This window comes from Anaerostipes sp. Marseille-Q3525, assembly GCF_018223505.1.
Taxonomy (GTDB): domain Bacteria; phylum Bacillota; class Clostridia; order Lachnospirales; family Lachnospiraceae; genus Anaerostipes; species Anaerostipes amylophilus.
Map to the genome: position 1 here is coordinate 1 of NZ_JAGTTT010000022.1, position 23,972 is coordinate 23,972.

Annotated in this window: 23 protein-coding genes; 22 read left to right on the top strand and 1 reads right to left on the bottom strand. The window is 38.3% G+C overall.

The window, feature by feature from the left end; translation table 11 throughout:
• The first annotated feature begins 165 nt into the window (after positions 1–165).
• The 22 genes from fsa (at position 166) to KE503_RS10390 (ending at position 21,713) form a co-directional block, all read left to right on the top strand.
• The gene (gene fsa, locus KE503_RS10285) at positions 166–822 is read left to right on the top strand and encodes a fructose-6-phosphate aldolase (RefSeq protein WP_055196513.1); all 657 of its coding nucleotides are present in this window, start codon (positions 166–168) and stop codon (positions 820–822) included.
• 18 nt (positions 823–840) lie between these two features.
• Complete coding sequence (locus KE503_RS10290) at positions 841–1,662, top strand: transketolase (RefSeq protein ID WP_055196716.1); 822 nt, start codon at positions 841–843, stop codon at positions 1,660–1,662.
• Between the two features lies 1 nt (position 1,663).
• The gene (locus tag KE503_RS10295) at positions 1,664–2,602 is read left to right on the top strand and encodes a transketolase family protein (RefSeq protein ID WP_055196514.1); all 939 of its coding nucleotides are present in this window, start codon (positions 1,664–1,666) and stop codon (positions 2,600–2,602) included.
• 127 nt (positions 2,603–2,729) lie between these two features.
• A complete protein-coding gene (locus KE503_RS10300; protein ID WP_022374242.1) occupies positions 2,730–3,560 on the top strand; it encodes a DUF975 family protein in 831 nt (276 codons plus the stop codon).
• A gap of 156 nt (positions 3,561–3,716) precedes the next feature.
• Positions 3,717–5,069, top strand: coding sequence for a phosphoglucosamine mutase (gene glmM, locus KE503_RS10305; protein WP_055196516.1), 1,353 nt, complete (start codon positions 3,717–3,719; stop codon positions 5,067–5,069).
• A gap of 3 nt (positions 5,070–5,072) precedes the next feature.
• Positions 5,073–7,301: a replication restart helicase PriA gene (priA, locus tag KE503_RS10310; protein ID WP_055196517.1), complete on the top strand. Its 2,229-nt coding sequence runs from the start codon at positions 5,073–5,075 to the stop codon at positions 7,299–7,301.
• A gap of 55 nt (positions 7,302–7,356) precedes the next feature.
• On the top strand, positions 7,357–7,836 hold the full coding sequence (def, locus tag KE503_RS10315) for a peptide deformylase (protein WP_022374245.1): 480 nt from the start codon (positions 7,357–7,359) through the stop codon (positions 7,834–7,836).
• Position 7,837: 1 nt separating this feature from the next.
• The gene (gene fmt, locus KE503_RS10320; RefSeq protein ID WP_212385149.1) at positions 7,838–8,767 is read left to right on the top strand and encodes a methionyl-tRNA formyltransferase; all 930 of its coding nucleotides are present in this window, start codon (positions 7,838–7,840) and stop codon (positions 8,765–8,767) included.
• A gap of 3 nt (positions 8,768–8,770) precedes the next feature.
• Positions 8,771–10,114: a 16S rRNA (cytosine(967)-C(5))-methyltransferase RsmB gene (rsmB, locus tag KE503_RS10325; RefSeq protein WP_055196519.1), complete on the top strand. Its 1,344-nt coding sequence runs from the start codon at positions 8,771–8,773 to the stop codon at positions 10,112–10,114.
• A gap of 4 nt (positions 10,115–10,118) precedes the next feature.
• Positions 10,119–11,150, top strand: a complete 1,032-nt coding sequence (gene rlmN / locus KE503_RS10330; RefSeq protein WP_022374248.1) for a 23S rRNA (adenine(2503)-C(2))-methyltransferase RlmN — start codon at positions 10,119–10,121, stop codon at positions 11,148–11,150.
• 11 nt (positions 11,151–11,161) lie between these two features.
• Positions 11,162–11,881, top strand: coding sequence for a Stp1/IreP family PP2C-type Ser/Thr phosphatase (locus KE503_RS10335; protein WP_022374249.1), 720 nt, complete (start codon positions 11,162–11,164; stop codon positions 11,879–11,881).
• Positions 11,882–11,893: 12 nt separating this feature from the next.
• On the top strand, positions 11,894–13,744 hold the full coding sequence (gene pknB, locus KE503_RS10340; RefSeq protein ID WP_212385150.1) for a Stk1 family PASTA domain-containing Ser/Thr kinase: 1,851 nt from the start codon (positions 11,894–11,896) through the stop codon (positions 13,742–13,744).
• A 13-nt stretch (positions 13,745–13,757) separates the two neighbouring features.
• Positions 13,758–14,633, top strand: coding sequence for a ribosome small subunit-dependent GTPase A (rsgA, locus tag KE503_RS10345; protein ID WP_022374251.1), 876 nt, complete (start codon positions 13,758–13,760; stop codon positions 14,631–14,633).
• Positions 14,633–15,268, top strand: a complete 636-nt coding sequence (locus tag KE503_RS10350) for a thiamine diphosphokinase (RefSeq protein ID WP_022374252.1) — start codon at positions 14,633–14,635, stop codon at positions 15,266–15,268. The genes rsgA and KE503_RS10350 overlap by 1 nt, the downstream gene beginning before the upstream one ends.
• An 11-nt stretch (positions 15,269–15,279) precedes the next feature.
• Positions 15,280–15,771 (top strand): hypothetical protein, encoded by a 492-nt coding sequence (locus tag KE503_RS10355; RefSeq protein ID WP_117945163.1) that lies wholly within the window; start codon positions 15,280–15,282, stop codon positions 15,769–15,771.
• A gap of 3 nt (positions 15,772–15,774) precedes the next feature.
• A complete protein-coding gene (locus KE503_RS10360; protein ID WP_212385151.1) occupies positions 15,775–16,281 on the top strand; it encodes a gamma carbonic anhydrase family protein in 507 nt (168 codons plus the stop codon).
• Positions 16,268–16,720 (top strand): hypothetical protein, encoded by a 453-nt coding sequence (locus tag KE503_RS10365; RefSeq protein ID WP_249183040.1) that lies wholly within the window; start codon positions 16,268–16,270, stop codon positions 16,718–16,720. The genes KE503_RS10360 and KE503_RS10365 overlap by 14 nt, the downstream gene beginning before the upstream one ends.
• A 125-nt stretch (positions 16,721–16,845) precedes the next feature.
• Entirely contained in the window at positions 16,846–17,139 is a 294-nt protein-coding gene (gatC, locus tag KE503_RS10370; protein WP_008394280.1) for an Asp-tRNA(Asn)/Glu-tRNA(Gln) amidotransferase subunit GatC, read from the top strand.
• A gap of 10 nt (positions 17,140–17,149) precedes the next feature.
• Complete coding sequence (gatA, locus tag KE503_RS10375; RefSeq protein ID WP_212385152.1) at positions 17,150–18,622, top strand: Asp-tRNA(Asn)/Glu-tRNA(Gln) amidotransferase subunit GatA; 1,473 nt, start codon at positions 17,150–17,152, stop codon at positions 18,620–18,622.
• Positions 18,622–20,061, top strand: coding sequence for an Asp-tRNA(Asn)/Glu-tRNA(Gln) amidotransferase subunit GatB (gene gatB, locus KE503_RS10380; protein WP_022374434.1), 1,440 nt, complete (start codon positions 18,622–18,624; stop codon positions 20,059–20,061). Before gatA ends, gatB begins: the two co-directional genes overlap by 1 nt.
• Before the next feature lie 157 nt (positions 20,062–20,218).
• The gene (locus tag KE503_RS10385; protein ID WP_212385153.1) at positions 20,219–21,016 is read left to right on the top strand and encodes a Cof-type HAD-IIB family hydrolase; all 798 of its coding nucleotides are present in this window, start codon (positions 20,219–20,221) and stop codon (positions 21,014–21,016) included.
• Position 21,017: 1 nt separating this feature from the next.
• Positions 21,018–21,713 carry an HAD family hydrolase gene (locus KE503_RS10390; RefSeq protein ID WP_055196529.1) on the top strand — a complete coding sequence of 232 codons (696 nt, stop codon included), beginning with the start codon at positions 21,018–21,020 and terminating at the stop codon, positions 21,711–21,713.
• A 91-nt stretch (positions 21,714–21,804) separates the two neighbouring features.
• Here KE503_RS10390 and KE503_RS10395 read toward each other — a convergent pair whose 3' ends face one another.
• Positions 21,805–23,793 (bottom strand): penicillin-binding Tp47 domain C-containing protein, encoded by a 1,989-nt coding sequence (locus tag KE503_RS10395; RefSeq protein ID WP_212385154.1) that lies wholly within the window; start codon positions 23,791–23,793, stop codon positions 21,805–21,807.
• Positions 23,794–23,972: the final 179 nt, after the last annotated feature.

Sequence of the window (23,972 nt, forward strand, 5' to 3'; positions counted from 1 at the left end):
CTATTAATAAAGTTGAAAAATATTAATAAATTCATCGCATAATGCTTAAAAATGCCTTGTTTTGCGATTTGACAACCATCATTGTCCATGGTTAAATAAAGCCAGAAACAAAACAACGAACAAAAACAAACAACAATAAACAATGTTTTTAGGAGGAAGTAAGTTATGAGATTTTTCGTGGACACAGCAGATGTAGATCAGATTCGTAAAGCAAATGATATGGGAGTTATCTGTGGAGTAACAACAAACCCATCATTAATCGCAAAATCAGGAAGACAGTTCGATGATGTTATCAAAGAGATCACAACTATTGTAGATGGAGCGATCAGTGGAGAAGTAAAAGCTACAACAACTGATGCAGAAGGAATGATCAAAGAAGCAAGAGAAATCGCTAAGATCCATCCAAACATGGTTGTAAAAATTCCTACAACAATCGAAGGATTAAAAGCTACAAAAGTATTATCTTCTGAAGGAATCAAAACAAACCTTACATTAATCTTCAATCCAAACCAAGCATTATTAGCTGCAAGAGCTGGAGCAACATATGTATCTCCATTCTTAGGAAGATTAGATGACATTTCTCAGAACGGATTAGACTTGATTGCAGATATCAGAGAAATCTTTGATGCAGCAGGAGATATCGATACACAGATCATCTGCGCAAGTATACGTAACCCAATCCACGTAATGGAATGTGCTAAGATGGGAGCTGACATTGCCACAGTACCATATAATGTATTCGAACAGATGATGAAACACCCATTAACAGATCAGGGAATCGAAAAATTCCAGGCAGATTATAAAGCAGTATTCGGAGAATAAGAAAGGGTGGTAGATACAATGACAACCGCAGAATTAAAGAAAACAGCAAATGAGGTTCGCAAAGGCATCATTAAGTCAACACATGCTGCCAAATCTGGACATCCAGGCGGATCTTTATCAGCAGCCGACTTATTTACATATCTGTATTTTGTTGAGTTAAACGTTGATCCTAAGAATCCAAAAGATGAAAACAGAGATCGTTTCGTATTATCCAAAGGACATGTAGCTCCTGGATATTATTCAACATTAGCAGAAAGAGGATTCTTCCCTAAAGAAGACCTGTTAACATTAAGACATGTCGGATCTTATTTACAGGGACATCCTGATATGAAGAAAATCCCTGGAGTAGATATGTCCAGTGGATCTTTAGGACAGGGAATCTCTGCTGCAGTTGGTATGGCACTTGCTGCAAAACTTCAGAATAAAGATTATCGTACATATACACTTCTTGGAGATGGTGAGATCCAGGAAGGTCAGGTATGGGAAGCTGCAATGTTTGCAGGATCAAGAAAACTTGATAATTTAGTAGTGATTGTTGATAACAACGGATTACAGATTGACGGACCAATCGATGAAGTAAACTCTCCATATCCAATCGGAGCTAAATTTGAAGCATTTAACTTTAATGTGGTTGAAATTGATGGTCACGACTTTGATCAGATCGCAGATGCATTCAAACAGGCAAAAGAATGCAAAGGAAAACCAACAGCGATCATTATGAAGACGATCAAAGGTAAAGGTGTATCTTTCATGGAGAACCAGGTATCATGGCATGGTTCTGCACCAAATGATGAACAATGTAAACAGGCACTGGAAGAATTAGAAAAGGTGGGCGAGTAAGATGGCAGAAGTAAAGAAGATTGCGACAAGAGAAAGCTATGGTAATGCTTTAGTTGAATTAGGACAGGAAAACCCTAATGTTGTAGTTTTAGATGCTGACTTAGCCGCTGCAACTAAAACAGGAATGTTTAAAAAAGCTTTTCCAGAAAGACATATTGACTGTGGTATCGCAGAGTGCAATATGATCGGTATTGCTGCAGGACTTGCAGCAGCAGGAATGACTCCATTTGCAAGTAGTTTTGCTATGTTTGCAGCTGGACGTGCATTTGAACAGGTAAGAAACTCTGTTGGATATCCACACTTAAACGTTAAGATTGGAGCGACTCATGGTGGTATTTCCGTAGGTGAAGACGGTGCAACACATCAGTGCTGTGAAGATATCGCTCTAATGCGTACAATCCCTGGAATGACAGTTATCGTTCCATCTGATGATATTGAAGCAAAAGCAGCAGTCAAAGCAGCAGCAGCTATGGAAGGACCAGTCTATATGAGATTTGGCCGTCTGGCAGTACCTGTGATCAACGATGAAGATTACAAATTCGAGATTGGTAAAGGTAACGTTTTAAAAGAAGGAACAGACGTAGCGATCATCGCAAACGGACTTTGTGTTGCTGAATCCTTAGAAGCAGCTAAAAAATTAGAGGCAGAAGGAATCAACGCTCAGGTGATCAATATGGCTACAGTAAAACCATTAGATACAGAGCTTGTATTAAAAGCAGCAAAAGAAACAGGAAAAGTCGTTACAGTTGAAGAACATTCAGTGATCGGTGGATTAGGAAGTGCTGTATGTGATGTATTATCTGAACAGCTTCCAACACCTGTATTAAAGATTGGTGTTAATGATGTCTTTGGACATTCAGGACCAGCAGTAGAACTGATCAAAGAATTCGGATTAGATGGTGACAGTATCGCTGCCAAGGTAAAAGAATTTGTAAAATAATAAATTCTCTTAATAAATAAAATGAAGAAACAGCACATTTGTTTTTATAGCAGATGTGCTGTTTTTATGTTATGATAAATTTAGTTTTATGATCAAAACAATTTAGGAAAGGGACAGGTGATTGATTATGTGGACACGAGGTGAATTAAAGGAACGAGGAAAGGCGGCATTGCATCGCAATTACTGGATCGTTGTGCTGGCAACACTTGTAGTTACAGCATTGACAGGAGGATTTAGCAATACAGCTGGAAATGGTTCTTTACAAGATGGAAGTAATGCAGTAGCTGGAAATGGTGATGCATCTGCAACTTTGATGCAAATGTTGTTTTCACTTTTTGGGGTTACCGGTGATATGATTTATAAAAAATTAATAGGACCAGTATACGCAGGAATGTATGCATCATTTCTATTGATCCTGATAATGATAGTTATTAGTGCTGGATTGTTGTTTCGGATTTTTGTTGGTAATTTATTTGAAGTTGGCGGATGCCGTTTCTATGAAGAAAACAGTGAACATAAAACAAGGATTGCATGGATTATTGATGGATTTCGTAATGGGGCTTACTTAAGGAATGTTGTAACGATTTTTTTGAGAGATTTGTATACATTATTATGGATGCTATGCTTGATCATACCAGGAATTGTAAAAAGTTATGAATATAAAATGATTCCGTATATTCTTGCAGAAAATCCACAGATTTCAAGGAAAAGGGCTTTTGAATTAAGTAAACAGATGATGGATGGACAGAAAGGGGACGCATTTGTGTTAGATCTTTCTTTTATCGGATGGGAGTTTTTATCTTTTATCACACTTGGAATTGTTCAAATCTTTTATGTGGGTCCATACATAAATGTGACATGGGCAGAATTTTATAAAGTTATGCGTGAGAATGCATTGGAGTCAGGAATTGCGACAAGAGAAGAACTTCCAGGACTTCAAAAAGAAATAGACGAATAAAGATTTCATAAGAGGACTTAGATAGAATTGATCTGAGTTCTCTTTTATATTATTTAAGAAAAAGTTCATAGATTCTATATTTGATAGGAACTGTGAATCATGTTATACTATAGATTAGCAAAAAAATAATCAGGAATTATTTAAGGAGTTTGTAAGATGGGAAAATATTTTGGAACAGACGGGTTCCGTGGAGAAGCAAATATAAATTTAACTGTAGAACATGCATATAAAGTAGGACGTTACATCGGATGGTATTTTAATCAGAAGTCAAGCAGCAGAGCAAAGATCGTCATTGGTAAAGATACAAGACGAAGCAGTTATATGTTCGAGAATGCACTAGTTGCAGGACTGACTGCATCTGGTGCTGATGCTTATATGCTTTATGTAACAACAACACCAAGTGTTGCTTATGTCGTAAGAACAGAACAATTTGACTGTGGTATCATGATCTCAGCAAGCCACAATCCATACTATGACAATGGGATCAAACTGATCAATGCCAAAGGACATAAGATGGAAGCAGAAGTCGAAGCGAAGATCGAGGCATACATTGATGGAGAGATCGAAGAACTTCCATTTGCAACCAAGAAAGAAATCGGTCGTGCAAAAGACTATGCAGCAGGAAGAAACCACTACATCGGATATCTGATCTCAACTGCAACAAGATCATTTAAAGGTGTGAAAGTCGGATTAGATTGTTCTAACGGAAGTTCTTTCGCAATCGCTGAGAATGTATTTAAAGCACTTGGAGCAGAAACACATGTGATCAATAACGAACCAGATGGAACAAACATCAATACAAACTGTGGTTCTACACATATCGAAATCTTACAGGGATATGTCAAAGAGAATCATTTAGACGTAGGGTTTGCATATGACGGAGACGCTGACCGTTGTATCGCTGTTGATGAGAATGGTAAGGTTGTTGATGGAGACCTGATCCTTTATGTATGCGGACAATACATGAAGAAACATGGAGAATTAAATAACAATACAGTTGTAACAACAGTGATGTCTAACCTAGGATTATATAAAGCATTTGATGCAGCAGGAATCTCTTATGAGAAGACAGCTGTTGGTGATAAATATGTCAATGAAAATATGGTCAAGAACGGACATGCATTAGGTGGAGAACAGTCTGGACATATCATTTTCAGTAAGTTCGCAACAACAGGAGATGGTATCTTAACATCTATTAAGATCATGGAAGCAATGATCGAACAGAAACAGACACTTGCACAGTTAGCAGAACCAGTACAGATCTTCCCACAGATTCTTGAAAATGTCCGTGTGACAGATAAAGCAGCAGCACAGGCAGATGAAGATGTGCAGAAGGCAGTCAAAGAAGTGGAAACAGAACTTGGAGATGAGGGAAGAATCTTAGTACGTGAAAGTGGAACAGAACCACTAGTACGAGTTATGGTTGAGGCAAGAAGCCATGAGATCTGCAGAGAGAAAGTAGATAAAGTGGTGAAAGTCTTAAGAGAGAAAGGTCACGTTATCAAATAGTCTATGGAAAAGTTATATGCGGATATTATCATTAATATTTCTCATGAGGCACTGGATAAGGTATTTGCCTACAAAGTGCCTTTTTCCTTGATTCAGGATATTCGAGTGGGGCAGCAGGTCGTTGTCCCATTTGGACGTTCTAATAAGGAGCAGACAGGATATGTGGTCAATCTTTCAAGAACTGTAAACTACGATGAGAGTAAAGTCAAGGAGATCATAAGAATCGAGACAGACCATGTTGGCGTGGAAGCGAAGATGATAGAGCTTGCAGCGTGGATTCGGGAGAATTATGGATCAACAATGATTCAGGCACTAAAAACAGTTCTTCCAGTACAAGAGAAAGTTGCAAGAAAAGCAAGAAAATATATTGAACTGACCATGGATGCAGTACATGGACCTGCGATGCTTGAGGAGTATTTTAGTAAGCATTATGTGGCGAAAGCAAGACTTTTGGCAGCATTGCTAGATCATCATAAGATTTCATGGGAGATGGCATCAAAAGACTTAAAGATTTCCAAAAGTACAGTGGACAGCATGGAGAAAGAAGGAATTCTCCATGTTGTGACAGAATATTATTATCGAAGTCCGGGACAATTCAATGCAGCATACTCCCAGACAGAGATTACATTAAATGAACAGCAGCAGGAATTGATCGATGAATTCAGAGAAGATTTTTTGAAGAAGAATTACAAAACATATCTTTTACATGGAATTACAGGAAGTGGAAAGACAGAAGTATATCTTGCAGCGATTGAAGAAGTGATCAAGAAAGGAAAACAGGCAATTGTCTTAATCCCCGAGATCGCATTGACGTATCAGACAGTAACAAGATTTACAAAGCGTTTTGGTGACCGCGTGTCAATCTTGAATTCGAGGTTATCAAAGGGAGAGAAATACGATCAATGGCTGCGTGCAAAACGTGGGGATATTGATGTGATTATTGGACCAAGATCAGCATTGTTTGTGCCATTTCCGAATTTGGGATTGATCGTGATCGATGAAGAACATGAAGGAAGTTACAAGAGTGAGCAGACGCCGAAATATCACGCAAGAGAAGTAGCGATCAAGAAAGCACAGATGGAAGGTGCATCTGTGATCCTTGGTTCAGCAACACCATCTATGGACAGTTATAAACATGCACAGGATGGAACTTACCGTTTATGGGAACTTACTAAACGTGCTAAAGAAGCAGTTCTTCCAAAGGTTTATATAGAAGATCTAAGGGAAGAACTAAAGGCTGGAAACCGCAGCATGTTTAGTAGAAGATTACGAGATCTTATACAAGACCGTCTGGATAAAGGTGAGCAGATCATGTTGTTTTTAAACCGCAGAGGATATGCAGGATTTGTTTCATGCAGAAGCTGTGGCCATGTGATGGAGTGCCCACATTGTGATATTTCGATGACGTATCACAGAGATGGCAGACTTCGGTGTCATTATTGTGGGTATGAACAGCCGATGCTGAAAGTCTGCCCAGAATGTGGAAGTCCGTACATTGGAACATTTGGTCTTGGTACTCAGAAAGTAGAAGCAGCACTTTATAAAGAATTTCCACAGGCAAGAGTTCTTCGAATGGACATGGATACAACGAAGAGAAAAAACAGTCATGAAAAGATACTATCAGCATTTTCCGATGGTGAGGCAGATATCTTAGTTGGAACACAGATGATCGTGAAAGGGCATGATTTTGCAAATGTAACATTAGTTGGAGTTCTGGCAGCAGATCTTTCACTGCATGCAAATGATTACAGAGCCGGGGAGAGAACCTTTCAGCTTCTTACGCAGGCAGCAGGAAGAGCAGGAAGAGGAAGCAAGCCGGGCGAAGTTGTGATCCAGACGTATTCACCAGATCATTACAGCATTCAGACGGCAGCCAGACAGGACTATCATGCATTTTATAATGAAGAGATCGCATATCGTACGATGATGAAATACCCTCCGGTATGGCAGATGTTAGTTGTATTTGCATCAGGAGAAGATAAGGCATGGCTTGATAAAGTAATGGATGCGATGGCAGAAGTTGCAAAGCATATGGATCTTATGGTGATCGGACCGAGTGAGGCAGGATTTGGCAAGATCAATGATCAATACCGCAAGGTTATTTATATTAAGAATAAAGATTACGAGATACTGGTAAAGGCAAAGAATCGTCTGGAGCAGTGGATTGACTTGAACAATATCAGAAAGAAATTACTGGTTAATTTTGATTTTAACCCGATGAACAGTTATTAACCAAGAAATAGGTATTAAGACATATAGTTGTTAACAAGAAGAAAAGGAGAAAATTATGGCAATTCGACAGATTCGAGTATTAGGAGATGACATTTTAAGAAAGACATCCAAAGAAGTAAAGGAAATGACACCAAGAATGCATACATTAGTAGAGGATATGTATGACACAATGTATGAGGCAATGGGAGTTGGACTTGCGGCACCGCAGGTTGGAATCTTAAAGAGAATCGTAGTGATCGACACAGGAGAAGAAGGAGAATGTGTAACACTTGTAAATCCAGTGATCACATTAAAAGAAGGAGAACAGGTTGGAGAAGAAGGATGTTTAAGTCTTCCAGGAAAAGTAGCCGTTGTAAAACGTCCAGACCACGTTATCTGTGAAGCATTTGACGAAGATATGAACCCGATCACAGTCGAAGGATTTGGTTTATTTGCAAGAGCAATCTGTCATGAAACAGATCATTTAGATGGAATTTTATACCCAGATGTAGCAGAAGAACCAGCAAGAGACATCACAATGGAAGAGGTAGAATAAGATGAGAGCAGTATTTATGGGAACTCCGGAGTTTGCAGTACCAACCTTGCAGGCACTGATCGATCACCATGAAGTGCTTGCCGTTGTGACACAGCCGGATAAACAAAGAGGACGCGGAAAGAAAATGCAGTTTCCTCCAGTGAAAGAAAAAGCAGTTGAATACGACATCCCGGTTTATCAGCCACAGAGAGCCAGAGATGAAGAATTTATCGAAGAATTAAAGAAGATCAATCCAGATGTGATCGTAGTCGTAGCTTATGGGCAGATTTTGCCAGAAAGCATCTTAAATATTCCAAAATACGGATGTATCAATGTGCATGGATCACTTCTTCCAAAATACAGAGGAGCAGCACCAATTCAGTGGGCAGTCCTTGATGGAGAAGAAAAGACAGGAATCACAACGATGTATATGGAAAAAGGTCTTGATACTGGAGACATGATCGACAAAGCAGAAGTTGTGTTAGACGAGAAGGAAACAGCAGGTTCTCTGCATGATAAACTCATGGTATTAGGGGCAGACTTATTATTGGAGACATTAAAGAAATTAGAAGATGGTACTGCGGTCAGAAAGAAACAAAATGACGAAGAAAGCTGTTATGCTAAGATGTTAAGCAAAGATATGGGACAGATCGATTTTACAAAAGATGCAAAAGAGATCGAATGTCTTATTCGTGGAATGAATCCATGGCCAAGTTCCTATACATCTCTTGATGGAAAGACAATGAAAGTCTGGGAAGCAGATGTGTTAGACAGAGAAAGCAAAGAAGAACCAGGAACGATCGTCGAAGTGACAAAGAAAGAGATCATCGTGGCGACAGGAAGCAACGATCTTGCACTTCATGAGATTCAGCTGGCAGGAAAGAAACGTATGCAGGTACAGGCATTTTTACTTGGATATCAGGTAGAAGCAGGTATGAAATTAGGAGAGTAATTGATGGAGAATCCAAGAGAATGTGCATTGGATGTGCTTATTAAAGTTGATAAAAAGGAAGAATTATCCCATATAGCGATCAGCAATGTTTTAGAAAAATACCAGTTTTCAGAAAAAAGAGACAGAGCCTTTTTTACAAGATTGGTGGAAGGAACACTAGAACGTCAGATTACGATCGATTATGTGGCTGATCAGTTTTCAAAAACAAAGATCAGAAAATGCAAACCTTTAATCAGAGCATTGCTTCGCATGGGAATCTACCAGATCCTTTACATGGATCAGGTACCAGATTCAGCAGCATGTAATGAGGCAGTAAAATTAGCAAAGAAGCGAGGATTTTCAAGATTATCAGGCTTTGTAAATGGAGTACTCCGCAATATTTCAAGAAAAAAAGAAACGATCAGTTATCCAAAGAAGGACAAGAATCTTGTAACATATTTGTCTGTGACCTATTCAATTCCAGAATGGATCATAAAATTCTTTATGAAAACATACGACGATGAGACAGTGGAGAAGATCATAGAATCTTACTTAGAAGACAAAAAGACAACACTGTGCTGCCTTATGAGCAAAGGCGGCAAAGATGTGATCCGTAAGGAATTAGAAGAAGAGAATGTCACAGTAGAAGACGGAGAACTGATTGAAAATGCAGTGAAGATTTCAGATTATGATTTCTTATACCGACTGAGAGCATTCCGTGAAGGAAAATGCTATGTGCAGGATGAAAGTTCCATGTTATGTGCAAAGTTAGCTGGAGCAAAAGAAGGACAGTTTGTAATGGATCTTTGCAGTGCACCAGGAGGAAAATCCTTGTATACAGCTGATCAGATGAAAGGCAGTGGGCAGGTATTATCAAGAGATCTGACAGAATATAAGACAGATCTGATCGAAGATAACATTGAGCGCATGGGATTTACCAATATGGAAGCAGAAGTATTCGATGCGACAATTTTGGACGAAGAACATATCGAAGCAGCAGATGTAGTGATCGCAGATGTTCCATGTTCTGGTCTTGGGATCATGGGTAAGAAAAATGATATCAAATACCATATTTCTGAAGATGGAATGAAAGATCTTGTAAAACTTCAAAGAGAAATTCTTACAAATGCAGTACAGTATGTAAAACATGGAGGAACTTTGATCTACAGCACATGTACGATCAATCCAGAAGAGAATGAAAAGAATATGCAGTGGATAATTAATAATTTTGATTACGAAGCTGTGGATATCACAGAAGAATTGCCAAAGAATCTAAAGATTGAAACTGCAAAAGATGGATATATCCAGCTGCTTCCGGGAGTTCATCCATGTGATGGATTCTTCATAGCAAAATTAAGGAGAAAATAATTTTATGGATTTAAAATCAATGACTCTTATTGAGATGCAGGAATATATGGAATCGATCGGAGAGAAGAAATTTCGTGCCAAACAGGTATACGAATGGTTTCATAAACATCTTGCACTATCTCTTGATGAGATGAATAATATACCAAAGAAATTAAAAGAAAAAATAGAGCAGACACAGGATGTTTATGGAGTCAAACCAGTCGATTGTTTTATATCAAAGATTGATGGAACCAGAAAATATCTGTTTGAATTATATGATGGGAATATCATTGAAAGTGTATTGATGAAATACAAGCATGGAAATTCTGTCTGTATTTCATCTCAGGCAGGTTGCAGAATGGGATGTAAATTCTGTGCATCCACACTTGGTGGATTAGACCGAAACCTGACACCATCCGAGATGCTTTCCCAGATTTATTATATCCAGAGAGATACAGGAGAAAGAGTTTCCAATGTTGTGATGATGGGAACAGGGGAACCGATGGATAATTACGACAATGTGTTAAGGTTTTTAGAATTGATCACATCTGAGAATGGATTAAATATCAGTCAGAGAAATATCACGATCTCAACATGTGGAATTGTTCCAAAGATCAAAGAATTAGCTGAAAAACATTTGCAGATCACATTAGCAATCTCTCTTCATTCTCCAAATGATGAAATGAGACGAGGACTTATGCCAATTGCTATGAGATATTCGATCAATGAGTTGTTAGATGCATGCCATTACTATTTTAAAGAAACAAATCGAAGAATGACATTTGAGTATAGTCTGGTAGCCGGTGTGAATGATCAGCCGGTACATGCACAGGAACTGGCGTCAAGATTAAAAGGTTTTCCATGTCATGTAAATCTGATTCCAGTCAATCCGATCAAAGAGCGAGATTTCAAGCAGTCCATGCCTCAGTCAGTAATGGAATTTAAAAAGATACTTGAAAAAAATCGTGTAAATGTTACCATAAGAAGAGAAATGGGCGCAGATATCAATGCCGCCTGTGGACAGCTTAGAAGAAAAAAACTGCAGTCAAGATTGTAAAGGAGAACGATATGCGATCCGTAGGAGCTTCACATATAGGCAAGGTAAGGACAGAGAATCAGGATAAGATTTTCTTTCATGACCAGCCTGTAGGGAACTTAAAAAATCTTTATATTGTGGCAGATGGTATGGGAGGACACCGCGCAGGAGGGAAGGCCTCTTCTTTTGCAGTGGAAAGATTTGTAGAATTGATCGAAGAATCAGAACAGACAGACCCGATTGAGCTTATGAAGACTTGTATTGCCACAGTGAATCAGGAAATCATTGCAGAAAGCAAGGAGAATGAAAAGTACGCAGGAATGGGTACGACTTTTGTTGCCGCAACGGTTTCTGATCATAAAGTTACTGTTATGAATATTGGTGATAGCAGATTATATTATGGAAATAAGGAATTAAAACAGATTACGGTAGATCATTCTTATGTAGAAGAATTGATCAATGCTGGAATGTTAGATAGAGAACAGGGAAGGATTCATCCGAAGAAGAATGTGATCACAAGAGCTCTTGGTTCACAGGTAGCAACGCCGGATTTTTTTGAATTTGAAGCAGAAGAAGGATACCTGCTGCTTTGCAGTGATGGACTTTCCAATATGATATCAAACGATGAGTTAAAAGAACTTCTTTTAGATCACGATCAGATTGCCAATAAGATAAACAAGATGATCGCTCGTGCCAATGAGTACGGAGGAAAAGATAATATTTCGTTGGTGATCGTGGATTTAAAGAGATGAGGTGAAGGATAGATGTTAGAACTTGGTACGATGCTGTCAGGCCGTTATGAGGTGCTCAAGCGCGTTGGAAGCGGTGGAATGGCAGATGTTTATATGGCGAAAGATCATAAACTAAACCGGAACGTTGCAGTGAAGGTATTAAAAAGTGAATATGTAGAAGACGAGAAATTTTTAAAAAAATTTGAGACAGAAGCACAAGCCGTAGCAAGATTATCCCATCCAAATATCGTTAATATCTATGATGTTGGGATGGAAGATGGCATTAACTATATTGTTATGGAACTTGCAGAAGGTATTACATTAAAAGAATATATCAGAAAAAAAGGATATTTAAGTCCAAAAGAAACGGTGGAGATTTCAACGCAGATCGCATCCGCAATATCCCATGCACATAAAAATCATATCATTCACAGAGATATCAAACCGCAGAATATCCTTGTGTCTGATACTGGAATTATTAAAGTTACAGATTTTGGGATTGCAAAGGCAACAAGCAGCAATACAGTAACTTCCACAGCAACAGCTATGGGATCTGTACATTATATTTCGCCAGAACAGGCAAAGGGACGTTTTTGTGATGAGAAGAGTGATATTTATTCTTTAGGTATCACAATGTATGAGATGGTTACAGGTCATGTTCCATTTGATCATGAAAATGGTGTAACGATCGCATTGATGCATTTGCAGAATGAGATCACACCTCCAAGTCAGATCAGGGATGGAATTCCAGACAGCTTAGAAAAGATCATTCTAAAATGTACAATGAAAAAGCCGGAAGAGCGTTATCAGACAGCAGATGATCTGATCGCTGATCTGCGACTTGTATTTGAAGACACATCTGGCGGTTATGTAGGTGTTGTGCCGGCAATCGATGATTCGCCAACGATTATGATCGATCAGAATGAGCTGACACAGAGAATCAATACACCAAAGAAGGATCAAAAGATACAACAGGAAGAACCATTGAAAGATGAAGAACAGAATGCGTATCTTGATGAAGATGATGAGGAAGAATCCGGAATGAATTCCAAGATTGAGAAATTAGTTATTGTGCTTGCGGCAGTTGTTGGAGCAATCATATTAATTTCAATCATTGTATTTGTTGTGAAAAGTTCTGGAGTGTTCAAATCCGGAAAATCAACAACGACAACAAGCATTGGAACAACGGCAGAATCAAATGATACGGAATCTAAAAAATATACAGTCGACAACTATATTGGAATGTCATTAAGTGCAGCAAGAGAGAAGATCGATGGCAAATTTAAGATCAAAGTAGAAGAAGAATATTCTGCTGATTATGCGAAGGGTCTTGTTATAAGACAGGATCCAGAAAGTGATACAGAATTAGAGGAAGGCAAAACACTGACTTTAGTTGTAAGCAAAGGTACAAGAACAGAAGATAAAGTTTCTGTGCCAGGAGTTGTAGGCAAGAGGGAATCGTCAGCCAAAAGTGAGTTAGAAGCAGCAGGACTGAAAGTATCTGTTAAGACAAAATACAGTACAGATGTAGCAAAAGGAAAAGTTATTTCCCAGTCACCAGGAAGTGGAAATCAAGTTACAAAGAATTCTACAGTCGTTATTACTGTAAGCCAAGGTGAGAAACCAGAGACTATGGTAAGAGTGCCAAATCTTCGTTATTTCACAGAATCAGAAGCAAGAAGTGAACTAAAGAATTCGAATTTGGTACTTGGAAGTGTATTAACAGAATATAGTGACAGTGTTGAAAAAGGACTTGTTATCAGACAGACAGTAAGTTCAGGAAGCAAAGTAAAAGAAGGAACAGCAGTCGGAATTTATGTGAGCCTTGGGCCTCGCCAGACTGCAACAACAGCAGATCAGGATTCAACAGCAGATGAAGAATAGCAGGAGATAATTCATGCAGGGAAAGATCATAAAAGGAATCGCAGGATTTTATTATGTGCAGACAGAAGATAAATTATATGAATGTAAGGCAAAAGGTATTTTCAGGAACAAGAAGATGAAGCCATTAGTCGGAGATAATGTTGAAATTGATATTCTTGACGAGGAAGATCAGGAAGGAAACATTACAAAGATCTATGAGCGAAGTAACGAATTGATCCGTCCGGCAGTTGCAAATGTCAATCAGGCGTTGATCATATTTGCAGCGAAAAACCCAAAGCCGAACTATAATCTGCTGGATCGATTCTTGATGATGATGGAGAAACAGGAAGTACCTGTGATCGTCTGCTTCAACAAAGTGGATCTTGCAAAAGAACAAGATCTGACATTGTTAGAAAAAGTATATGAAAACTGTGGACATATTGTAAAGTTCATCAGCGTCAAAGAAGAAGAAGGAATTGATGAGATCAGGAAACTGATCCACGGAAAGACGACAGTGCTTGCAGGACCATCCGGAGTAGGAAAATCATCTTTGATGAATCTGCTCCAGCCAGAAGCACAGATGGAAACAGGAGAAGTCAGTGAGAAGATCAAAAGAGGACGTCATACAACAAGGCATTCGGAATTGATCCGTATCGAGAAAGATACATTTGTATTAGATACTCCGGGATTTAGTTCTTTATTTATTCATATGTTTGAAGAAGACGAGATCAAAGATTATTTTCAGGAATTTGCTGATTATGAAGATGAATGTAGATTTCAGGGATGCAGTCACACGCATGAGCCTGACTGTGGAGTTAAGAAAGCTTTGGAAGAAGGAAAGATTTCAAAGATCCGATATGATAATTATGTAAATATTTATACAGAATTAAAAGAAAAGAGAAAATGGTAATGCGCGTATTGATTTTAACAGGCGGAGCGGTAGAAGAAACATTTGCGGCAGATTATATTAAGAAGTGGAATCCAGATAAAGTGATCACCGCAGACAAAGGACTGCTTTACGCTAAAAAATTAGATATCAAACCAGATATCATTCTGGGTGATTTTGATAGCTGCAACAAGGATGTAATGGAAGAGTTTTCCACAGATGAGAAGATCATCGCACCATGTGAGAAAGACGATACCGATACAGGACTTGCAATGCAGAAAGCCATTGAAACAGGTGCAGACGAGATTCTGTTAGTGGGAGGAACAGGAACAAGGCTGGATCATGTTTTAGGTAATATCGGGCAGTTGTTTTATGCACACAGCAAGGGTGTAAAGGCAGAGCTGATCGATGCGAATAATCGTATGAGAGTTCTGGATCACAAAAGCACAGTATCAAAGAAAGACCAGTTTGGTAAATATGTATCTTTGATCCCGATATATGAGGCAAAAGGTGTCACATTACAGGGATTTAAATACCCACTGAATAATGACACGCTGGTATTCCATGAATCATGGGGGATCAGCAATGAACTGGAAGCAGAAGAAGGAACTATCTCTTATCGAGAAGGCAAACTGCTTCTGATAGAAAGTAGAGATTGAGGTTATACAAGATGAAGAAAGAAAATGTAACAACGAATAAAGTAACAAGAAAGCTGGAAAAGGTTCTCTGGGCGGTTTTGATCCTGATGTTTATCATATCAGTGATCGGAATGTTTTTAGGACAGTATATGAATGGTAACGTATTCTATAAAATGTGTGTGATCATGACAATATTAGCTGCCGCCATTTTATCAGCAGAACGTTTTTATTTTGGAAAAGAAATGGGAAGAGATATGCCAGAAGCATTTAAGATCGGTTACTGGCTGATCATCGCATGGGCAGTGATCTTACTGATCCACGCGGCAGGATTGGTATTTTTACCATTTTTAATGGAACTTGAATACAGAGTATTATGGGTAGTGGTTCCAACGGTCAGCTTATTATGGATGACAAGATATATCTTCGGAGACAACCTAGACTGGGATAAGACAGACAAGAAGGGTTGGAAAGAAGGAAGAATGAACTACTCTCAGAAGAGCAATAAGAAGAATATCGGGAGATAGAACATGAATTACAAACAGGCAAAGATCGCTGATTCAGCAAAAGTAGCAAAAGAAACTGTTTTAGTTGGGGATATTACTATAGGAGAAGAATCTACGGTACTGTTCTTTACAGCAATGCGCTGTGAAGGAGAAGAGTCCATTGTGATTGGAAATCAGAGTAATATACAGGAAAATTGTACGATCCATGTAGATGAAGGGAATAGTGTAAAAATCGGTGATGGAGTGACAGTTGGACATAACAGCGTGATCCATGGATGCCAGATCGGAGATAATTCCATGATCGGAATGGGATCTGTTATTATGAATGGAGCAAAGATCGGTAATCACTGCTTGATCGGTGCAGGAAGTCTTGTAACACAAAATACAGTGATCCCAGATAGATCTTTAGTTATGGGAAGTCCAGCAAGAGTCAAACGTACATTGACAGAGGACGAGATCAAATATCTTGAGGGAAGCAGAGAAGAATATGTAGAAGTAGGAAGGATGCTTAAAGAAGATGGCATTCTGTAAGGTCCATGGGTATAGGAATAAGAAAGCAGGGTCTATGAAATACGAGAAATGTCCAATCTGTGAAGAAAAGTTAAGAAATGGTGTCTGCCCAATGTGTGGTTATGATTTTAATCGCTTAGATCGGTCAAGAATATTAAAAGATGGCCATTGGGATATATTAACGACTGACAAAAAGACTTCTCAGCCAAAATATATTCATGATGAAAAACGACATCCAGATTTTAAAAATATCAAGAATACAAAGACGCAGTCAATGAAGACACAGAGGAAAACATCAACCTATAAAAATAAAAAAGAAAAGAAGAGATCAAAAAAAGGAAAGTGGGCGGTGATCGTCTTTATTCTTTATCTGTTGTCATTTTTAGCAGATCTTGTACCAGAGGCATTCACTCACATAGAAGATTTTATAAATCAGATCCTGAATGGATTAAATTTTTAAAAAAAGTAAGCAAAAGTCTGTCATTTTTAAGAAAAAACGGCAGACTTTTGTTCATTTTTATATTTTAAAAAGATAAAAATTATGGTAACATTAACTCTATAGGCAATTTAACAGGAGGAAGACTTATGGCAAATCATATTGATGATGCAACGATTGAATATGTCGGAATTTTAGCAAAGCTTGAATTATCTGGCGAAGAAAAAGAACAGGCCAAGAAAGATATGGAAAGCATGCTCGACTATGTAGATAAATTAAACGAACTAGATACAAGCAGTGTAGAACCAATGTCTCACGTATTTCCAGTGAAGAATGTATTCAGAGAAGACGTGGTAACGAATGGAGACGGAAGCGAAGACACATTAAAGAACGCACCAGAAGCGCAGGACAACGCCTTTGTCGTGCCAAAGACGATCATATAGGAGGCAGAAGATGAGCATTTTAGAATTAACTGCCGTAGAATTAGGCAAGAAGATCAAAGACAAAGAGATCACAGTTGTAGAAGCAACAAAGGCAGCACTTGAACAGATCAAGGCAGTCGAAAGTGATGTACATGGATATGTCTCTTACGATGAAGAAAGTGCATTAAAGAGAGCCGAAGAAGTACAGAAAGGAATCGATGACGGGACTTACACAGGACCATTAGCTGGAGTTCCAATGGCAATTAAGGATAATATCTGTACAAAGGGATATACAACAACATGCAGTTCTAAGATCTTAGAGAACTTTGTACCAACATACTCCGCACAGGCAGTTGAGAACCTGATCAAAGAAGGAGTTGTATTTTTAGGAAAGACAAACATGGATGAGTTCGCCATGGGAAGTACAACAGAGACTTCTGCATATGGTGTGACAAAGAACCCATGGGATTTAGAGAAAGTACCAGGTGGATCATCAGGTGGTTCAGCAGCAGCTGTTGCAGCTAACGAATGTTTCATGGCGTTAGGATCTGATACCGGTGGATCTATCAGACAGCCAGCATCTTACTGTGGTGTTACAGGGATCAAACCAACCTATGGAACAGTATCCCGTTACGGACTGATCGCGTATGGATCATCCTTAGACCAGATCGGACCATTAGCAAAAGATGTCACAGACTGTGCAACATTATTAGAAGCAATCGCATCTTATGATGAGAAAGATTCCACATCTGTCAAATTAGAATCTTATGACTTCACATCTGCATTAAAAGATGATGTCAAGGGAATGAAGATCGGTATTCCAAAAGATTACTTTGGAGAAGGTCTTGACGAAGAAGTCAAAGAAGCTGTTTTAGCAGCAGCAAAGACATTAGAAGAAAAAGGAGCCATTGTAGAAGAATTCGATCTTGGATTAGTTGAATATGCAATCCCTGCATACTATGTTATCGCAGCAGCAGAAGCAAGTTCAAACTTATCACGTTTCGATGGTGTTAAATATGGCTACAGAGCCAAAGATTACGAAGGACTTCACAACATGTATAAGAAGACACGTTCTGAAGGATTCGGAGCCGAAGTAAAACGCCGTATCATGTTAGGATCATTCGTATTAAGTTCAGGATATTATGATGCATATTACTTAAAAGCATTAAGAACAAAAGCACTGATCAAGAAAGAATTCGACAAAGCATTTGAGAAATACGATGTCATCTTAGGACCAGTTGCACCAACAACAGCTCCAAAATTAGGAGACAGCTTAAGTGATCCGATCAAGATGTATTTAGGAGATATCTACACAATCTCCGTAAACCTTGCAGGACTTCCAGGAATCTCTCTTCCGTGTGGAAAGGACAAGAACGGAATGCCAATCGGACTTCAGCTGATCGGAGACTGCTTCAATGAGAAGAAGATCATTCAGGCAGCATACACATTTGAGCAGACAAGAGCATATGAAGCTCCAGCAATTGCTAAAGGAGGGGCTAAATAATGAGCAAGAATTACGAAACAGTCATCGGACTTGAAGTCCATGTAGAATTAGCAACAAAGACAAAAATCTTCTGTGGATGCAGTACAGCATTTGGAGGAGCACCAAATACACATACATGCCCTGTATGTACAGGTATGCCAGGATCTTTACCAGTATTAAATAAACAGGTTGTAGAATACGCTATGGCAGTTGGACTTGCAACAAACTGCGACATCACACAGAACTGCAAATTTGACCGTAAGAACTATTTCTACCCAGATAATCCACAGAATTATCAGATTTCTCAGTTATACTTACCAATCTGTCGAAATGGTAAAGTAGAAATCGATGTCGATGGAGAGAAGAAAGACGTAAGAATCCACGAGATCCATATGGAAGAAGATGCTGGTAAATTGGTGCATGATCCATGGACAGGAGATTCTTTAGTAGACTTTAACCGTTCTGGAGTACCACTGATCGAGATCGTATCCGAACCAGATATGCGTTCTGCAGACGAAGTTATCGCATATCTTGAGAAATTACGTCTGATCATCCAGTATTTAGGAGCATCTGACTGCAAATTACAGGAAGGTTCTATGAGAGCTGACGTCAACTTATCTGTCCGTGAAGTCGGAGCAGAAGAGTTCGGAACACGTACAGAGATGAAGAACTTAAACTCTTTCAAGGCCATCAAGAGAGCAATCGAAGGAGAAATGGAACGTCAGATCGACCTGATCGAGGCAGGAGAGAAAGTCGTACAGGAAACAAGACGTTGGGATGATACAAAGGGAGCATCTTATGCAATGCGCTCCAAAGAAGATGCACAGGATTACCGCTATTTCCCAGATCCAGACTTAGTACCGATTGAGATCAGTGATGAATGGATGGACAAAGTAAGAGAAGCACAGCCAGAGTTCAGAGACGAGAAGAAAGTCCGTTATAAAGAAGAATATGACCTTCCAGACTATGATATCGACATCATTACAGGATCAAAACATCTTGCAGACATTTTCGAAGCAACAATTGCACTTGGATCAGAGCCAAAAGAAGTATCTAACTGGTTAATGGGAGAGACCATTCGTCTGGTAAATGAATCAGAGATGGATATCGACGATGTATCATTCAAACCAGAACATCTTGCAAAACTGATCGAGATGATCAAGAAAAATGAGATCAACAGAAGCGTAGGAAAAGAAGTGTTCGAGAAAGTCTTCAAAGAAAATATCGATCCCGCAGCATACGTTGAAGAACATGGATTGAAATCCATGAACGACGAAGGAGCCTTAAAAGCAACGATTGAAGAGATTGTAGCCAACAATCCGAAATCTGTTGAAGATTACAAAGCAGGTAAGAAGAAAGCCATCGGATTCTTAGTTGGACAGACAATGAAAGCGACACAGGGAAAAGCAAACCCTGGAATCGTTAATAAGATCTTAACTGAGATTTTAGATAATATGTAATTAAGAACAATTCGTTCAAAGGATCACAACACATACAAAAATCAGAATCTGAAACATCAGGTTCTGATTTTTTGTGTGATAAAACATTGAAATTCATCCCATGAAAACGTACAATATAATTACGTATGTAAAAATAAAAAACAGGATGGAGAGAGTTATGAACAAATACAAAGGTGTCGTATTCTTCGACTACGATGGAACAACAGTTGATGAAGTCGATAATATTGCAACAGCAACACCAAAGACAGTAGAATCCTTGAATAAATTAAAGGAAAATGGTTATCTGACAATGTTATGTTCTGGAAGAACCCACAGATTTCTAGAGATGGACGTGGATAAATTCATGGGAGCGATCACATGTAATGGATCACATACAGAAGTTGAAGGGGAAGTGATCCGTGATATCTGTATTCCAGACGAACTGTTATTTAAAGTAGTCAATGAATATTTTCCAAAAGATACGATCATTCATTTTGATACAAGGGATATCAGTTATTATCTGCATCAGGATGCAGAATTTTTTATGCATCACTGTGAACTGTTTCATCTTCCACAGCGCTGGTATGCACCATGGAAATTCCGCCAGAAAGACAATCATGTAAGTAAATTAGTTATGAATTATAAAGATCCACAAGTAAAGATAGATTTTGAAGAAGAATTTAAAGATGTCTTTACTGTTGCAAAACATGTTCGAGAGAATTTTATTGATATCACATTAAAAGGAGTTACAAAAGGTGATGCAATTGTTGAATTGATCGATAAATTAGGAATCGATAAGAAAGATACTTATGCTTTTGGAGATGCAGACAATGATGTAGAGATGATGGAAGCCGTTGGAACAGGAATTGCTATGGGACGTCACAGCGAAGCCGTTGAAAAGGTAGCATCTATGATCACAGGAACAGTGAAAGAAGAAGGAATCACAACAGCATTAGAGAAGTTAGGACTAATTTAGTATGAAGAATGTAATATTTGATGTAGATGATACATTATATGACTTGATGGAAGCCTTTGATAAAGTTCATAAAGAATTTTTTGAAGACAAGACCAAAGAAGACTGTGAAGAACTTTTCAAACGTTCCAGAATTTACAGTGATGAGGCGTTTTATATGGCAAGAGAAGGAAAAATCAGTCACGACGATGAATTTGCATACCGCATTCAGAAGACTTATAAAGACTCTGGGATTGAAGTAAGCAAAGAAGAGGCAAAACAATTTGAAGAACGATATCGTTATCATCAAAAACATATTCATGTACCAGATGGCATCAAAGCACTGCTAAGCGAATGTAAAAAGCAGGGAAAGACGATGGGTTTGCTTACGAATGGAACAGTGCGTCATCAGGGAAAGAAATTAAAGACTCTAGGACTTTCTCAATGGTTTGATAAAGATGAGATGTTTATCTCCGATGCAATCGGATATACAAAACCAAATATCAAAGCATTTCAGATCGTACAGGATAAGATGAATCTGATTCCAGAAGAAACATGGTTTGTAGGGGATACCTTTGAGGTAGACGTTGTAGGAGCCAAGAAAGCAGGATGGCATGTAATCTGGTTTAATCATAGAAAACGTCCGATGCCAGAAGGAGATATCAGGCCTGATCTTGAAGTTAGAACAGTTGAAGAACTGATGGATGTAATTACAAAGTAGATAATGTGAAAAAGAAGGTGGAACCAAATGATAAGTTCCATCTTCTTTTATGATTTTAAGATTGAGATGTAATTGTATGAGAGATAAGAAATTATTTTTTCTTAGTTTTTAAGTTCTTTGCAGATGACCAAGAAGCACGTAAAGTTGTGTTCTTATTATCAACTTTTACAGTTCTTACGGCTCTGACTCTTACATAATACTTCTTATTCTTTTTAAGTTTTGTTAAAACTTTAGAAGAAGATTTAGAAGAAACTTTTACAGCTTTTGCACCTTTGAAGCTCTTAGATGTACCATACTGTACTTCGTAAGAAGTAGCGTTGGCAACTTTGCTCCAAGAAGCTTTTAAGGATGTCTTTTTCGCTTTGCTTAATTTAACAGTTGTCTTAGCAGGTGCTTTCGCATTGATCTTGTAAGTTAATTTCTTTGTACCTGTGTAGTTTTTACCATTAAATTTAACAGTTGCTGTATAAGTTCCAGTTTTTTTACTGTTGGAGTTAGAGTAAGATACTGTGTAATTGCTTGCTGCGATTGTTTTGTTGGCAGAATCTTTTGCTACAACAGTAGCTTTCTGAACTTTTCCGTTTTCTGTGAAAGATGTTTTGTTTAATGCGATAGATTTAATCTTGGCGATTGTTGTTGTACTCTTAACATCACCACAGTTAGAGCATTTTACTACGATAGAACCATCTTTAGATGTTGAAGCTGGTGTAGTAATTGTTTTGTAATTCTTCTTTGTGACAGCTTTCATAGCAGCTGTTAAATGAGATGTGCATTCTTTTACAGTACCAGAATAAATAACTTTATCTTTTAAAGCATCAACAGCTTCACCAAGTTCTGTGTCAAGATCTGCCCAAGCCTTGTCCTGTCCATCACAGTAAGAATCTTTGTCAGCTTTCATATCATTTGCCTGATCGATCAGTTTCTGAAGATCGGATTTTTCTGTGTCTGTTGCATCTTTAGCATTTGCGATATTGTCACCTGTAGCCTGAATATTGAATGAGAAGTCCTCATATCCAAGAGCAGAAATAGTAAGTTTCCAGTAACCAGTTCCATCATAATCTTCAGGTAACTGACAACGAATAGATTCTGTTAAACCAAGCTGGATTCCCATAGATTTATGCATCCAGTTGTCAGCAGCAAATTTAGTACCATATGTTGCTAATGGTTTAGAATATGTATCATCATATCCATAGTATGTCCATGTAACAGCCTGCATATTTGAACCAAGATCTCCATAAGCATCACCATTAAGATCGACACGTAAAAACTCACCATAAGAACCTGCACCAGGTTGAACGGTAACAGTAATCTTATCAGAATCCACTTTCTTGATAGCAGTATCTTTTAAACCAGATTCAGAACCAGTTTTGCGAGCACTGAAAGAGAAAGATCCATCAGAGTTTTCTGTAGCTGTTTTTAAACCATTTGTATTTGCTGTTACATTTGCAGTTGCAGTATAAGCAGATAAATTTACTTCGGTGTAACCACCAGTTAAAGTACCACCATTTTCAACAACCTGATATTTGGCTTTTAAATCATTTAATTGAGAAGTTTTAACAGCTACAGGAACATACTTAATACCAGAAACTTCATAATGGGACATTGTATAAGTATTTCCGTTATCAGTAATCTTTCCTTTATTCCAGCTGACAGATGAACCATCTGTTAAATAGATTGTTTTACCATCATCAGACCAGTGGGAAACTTTGTACTCAGGACCAGTTTTACCATCTGCATCTGTAGTAAAGATGGTAGCCATGCACTGATAGCTTCCACGATGTAATCCATGTTTTGCTGTTGCTCGAGTAACAACATCATATCCACCTTTATCTGATTCTTTTTTAGAATCTAAAACATCTGAGCTAGAAGCATCACCAGCATTATAAATATCCTCATGTGCCCAATATTCTGCCCAAGTAAGTCCAACATAACAATATGTCCATTCTTCAGCCTGATCAGCTTCAGCAGCTTTTACAACATGAGCCACATTAAAGATGTTAGCAGTTACAGGAGTAGCTGTGAAAGCCATAGCACCAGTCATGGCAACTGCAAAAGCTTTACCAATTAATCTTTTACGCATATAGTTTTCCTCCGTTTTCTTGTAAAAAAATAATAGCGCGTATAATAGTTAGAAGAATCTAACTGCTGGAAAATATGATACCATATGAATGGTTAGTGGACAATAACTACAAATGAGAATAATTATCAATATACTGCCGAGCGAAAGCGGGTCACTAGTCAGTAATATTGATAATTATT

What these genes read in the sequence shown, in the direction of transcription:
- fsa (WP_055196513.1), top strand. Translation starts at nt 166, where the DNA reads ATGAGATTTTTCGTGGACACAGCAGATGTAGATCAGATTCGTAAAGCA.
- KE503_RS10290 (WP_055196716.1), top strand. Translation starts at nt 841, where the DNA reads ATGACAACCGCAGAATTAAAGAAAACAGCAAATGAGGTTCGCAAAGGC.
- KE503_RS10295 (WP_055196514.1), top strand. Translation starts at nt 1,664, where the DNA reads ATGGCAGAAGTAAAGAAGATTGCGACAAGAGAAAGCTATGGTAATGCT.
- KE503_RS10300 (WP_022374242.1), top strand. Translation starts at nt 2,730, where the DNA reads ATGTGGACACGAGGTGAATTAAAGGAACGAGGAAAGGCGGCATTGCAT.
- glmM (WP_055196516.1), top strand. Translation starts at nt 3,717, where the DNA reads ATGGGAAAATATTTTGGAACAGACGGGTTCCGTGGAGAAGCAAATATA.
- priA (WP_055196517.1), top strand. Translation starts at nt 5,073, where the DNA reads ATGGAAAAGTTATATGCGGATATTATCATTAATATTTCTCATGAGGCA.
- def (WP_022374245.1), top strand. Translation starts at nt 7,357, where the DNA reads ATGGCAATTCGACAGATTCGAGTATTAGGAGATGACATTTTAAGAAAG.
- fmt (WP_212385149.1), top strand. Translation starts at nt 7,838, where the DNA reads ATGAGAGCAGTATTTATGGGAACTCCGGAGTTTGCAGTACCAACCTTG.
- rsmB (WP_055196519.1), top strand. Translation starts at nt 8,771, where the DNA reads ATGGAGAATCCAAGAGAATGTGCATTGGATGTGCTTATTAAAGTTGAT.
- rlmN (WP_022374248.1), top strand. Translation starts at nt 10,119, where the DNA reads ATGGATTTAAAATCAATGACTCTTATTGAGATGCAGGAATATATGGAA.
- KE503_RS10335 (WP_022374249.1), top strand. Translation starts at nt 11,162, where the DNA reads ATGCGATCCGTAGGAGCTTCACATATAGGCAAGGTAAGGACAGAGAAT.
- pknB (WP_212385150.1), top strand. Translation starts at nt 11,894, where the DNA reads ATGTTAGAACTTGGTACGATGCTGTCAGGCCGTTATGAGGTGCTCAAG.
- rsgA (WP_022374251.1), top strand. Translation starts at nt 13,758, where the DNA reads ATGCAGGGAAAGATCATAAAAGGAATCGCAGGATTTTATTATGTGCAG.
- KE503_RS10350 (WP_022374252.1), top strand. Translation starts at nt 14,633, where the DNA reads ATGCGCGTATTGATTTTAACAGGCGGAGCGGTAGAAGAAACATTTGCG.
- KE503_RS10355 (WP_117945163.1), top strand. Translation starts at nt 15,280, where the DNA reads ATGAAGAAAGAAAATGTAACAACGAATAAAGTAACAAGAAAGCTGGAA.
- KE503_RS10360 (WP_212385151.1), top strand. Translation starts at nt 15,775, where the DNA reads ATGAATTACAAACAGGCAAAGATCGCTGATTCAGCAAAAGTAGCAAAA.
- KE503_RS10365 (WP_249183040.1), top strand. Translation starts at nt 16,268, where the DNA reads ATGGCATTCTGTAAGGTCCATGGGTATAGGAATAAGAAAGCAGGGTCT.
- gatC (WP_008394280.1), top strand. Translation starts at nt 16,846, where the DNA reads ATGGCAAATCATATTGATGATGCAACGATTGAATATGTCGGAATTTTA.
- gatA (WP_212385152.1), top strand. Translation starts at nt 17,150, where the DNA reads ATGAGCATTTTAGAATTAACTGCCGTAGAATTAGGCAAGAAGATCAAA.
- gatB (WP_022374434.1), top strand. Translation starts at nt 18,622, where the DNA reads ATGAGCAAGAATTACGAAACAGTCATCGGACTTGAAGTCCATGTAGAA.
- KE503_RS10385 (WP_212385153.1), top strand. Translation starts at nt 20,219, where the DNA reads ATGAACAAATACAAAGGTGTCGTATTCTTCGACTACGATGGAACAACA.
- KE503_RS10390 (WP_055196529.1), top strand. Translation starts at nt 21,018, where the DNA reads ATGAAGAATGTAATATTTGATGTAGATGATACATTATATGACTTGATG.
- KE503_RS10395 (WP_212385154.1), bottom strand. Translation starts at nt 23,793, where the DNA reads ATGCGTAAAAGATTAATTGGTAAAGCTTTTGCAGTTGCCATGACTGGT.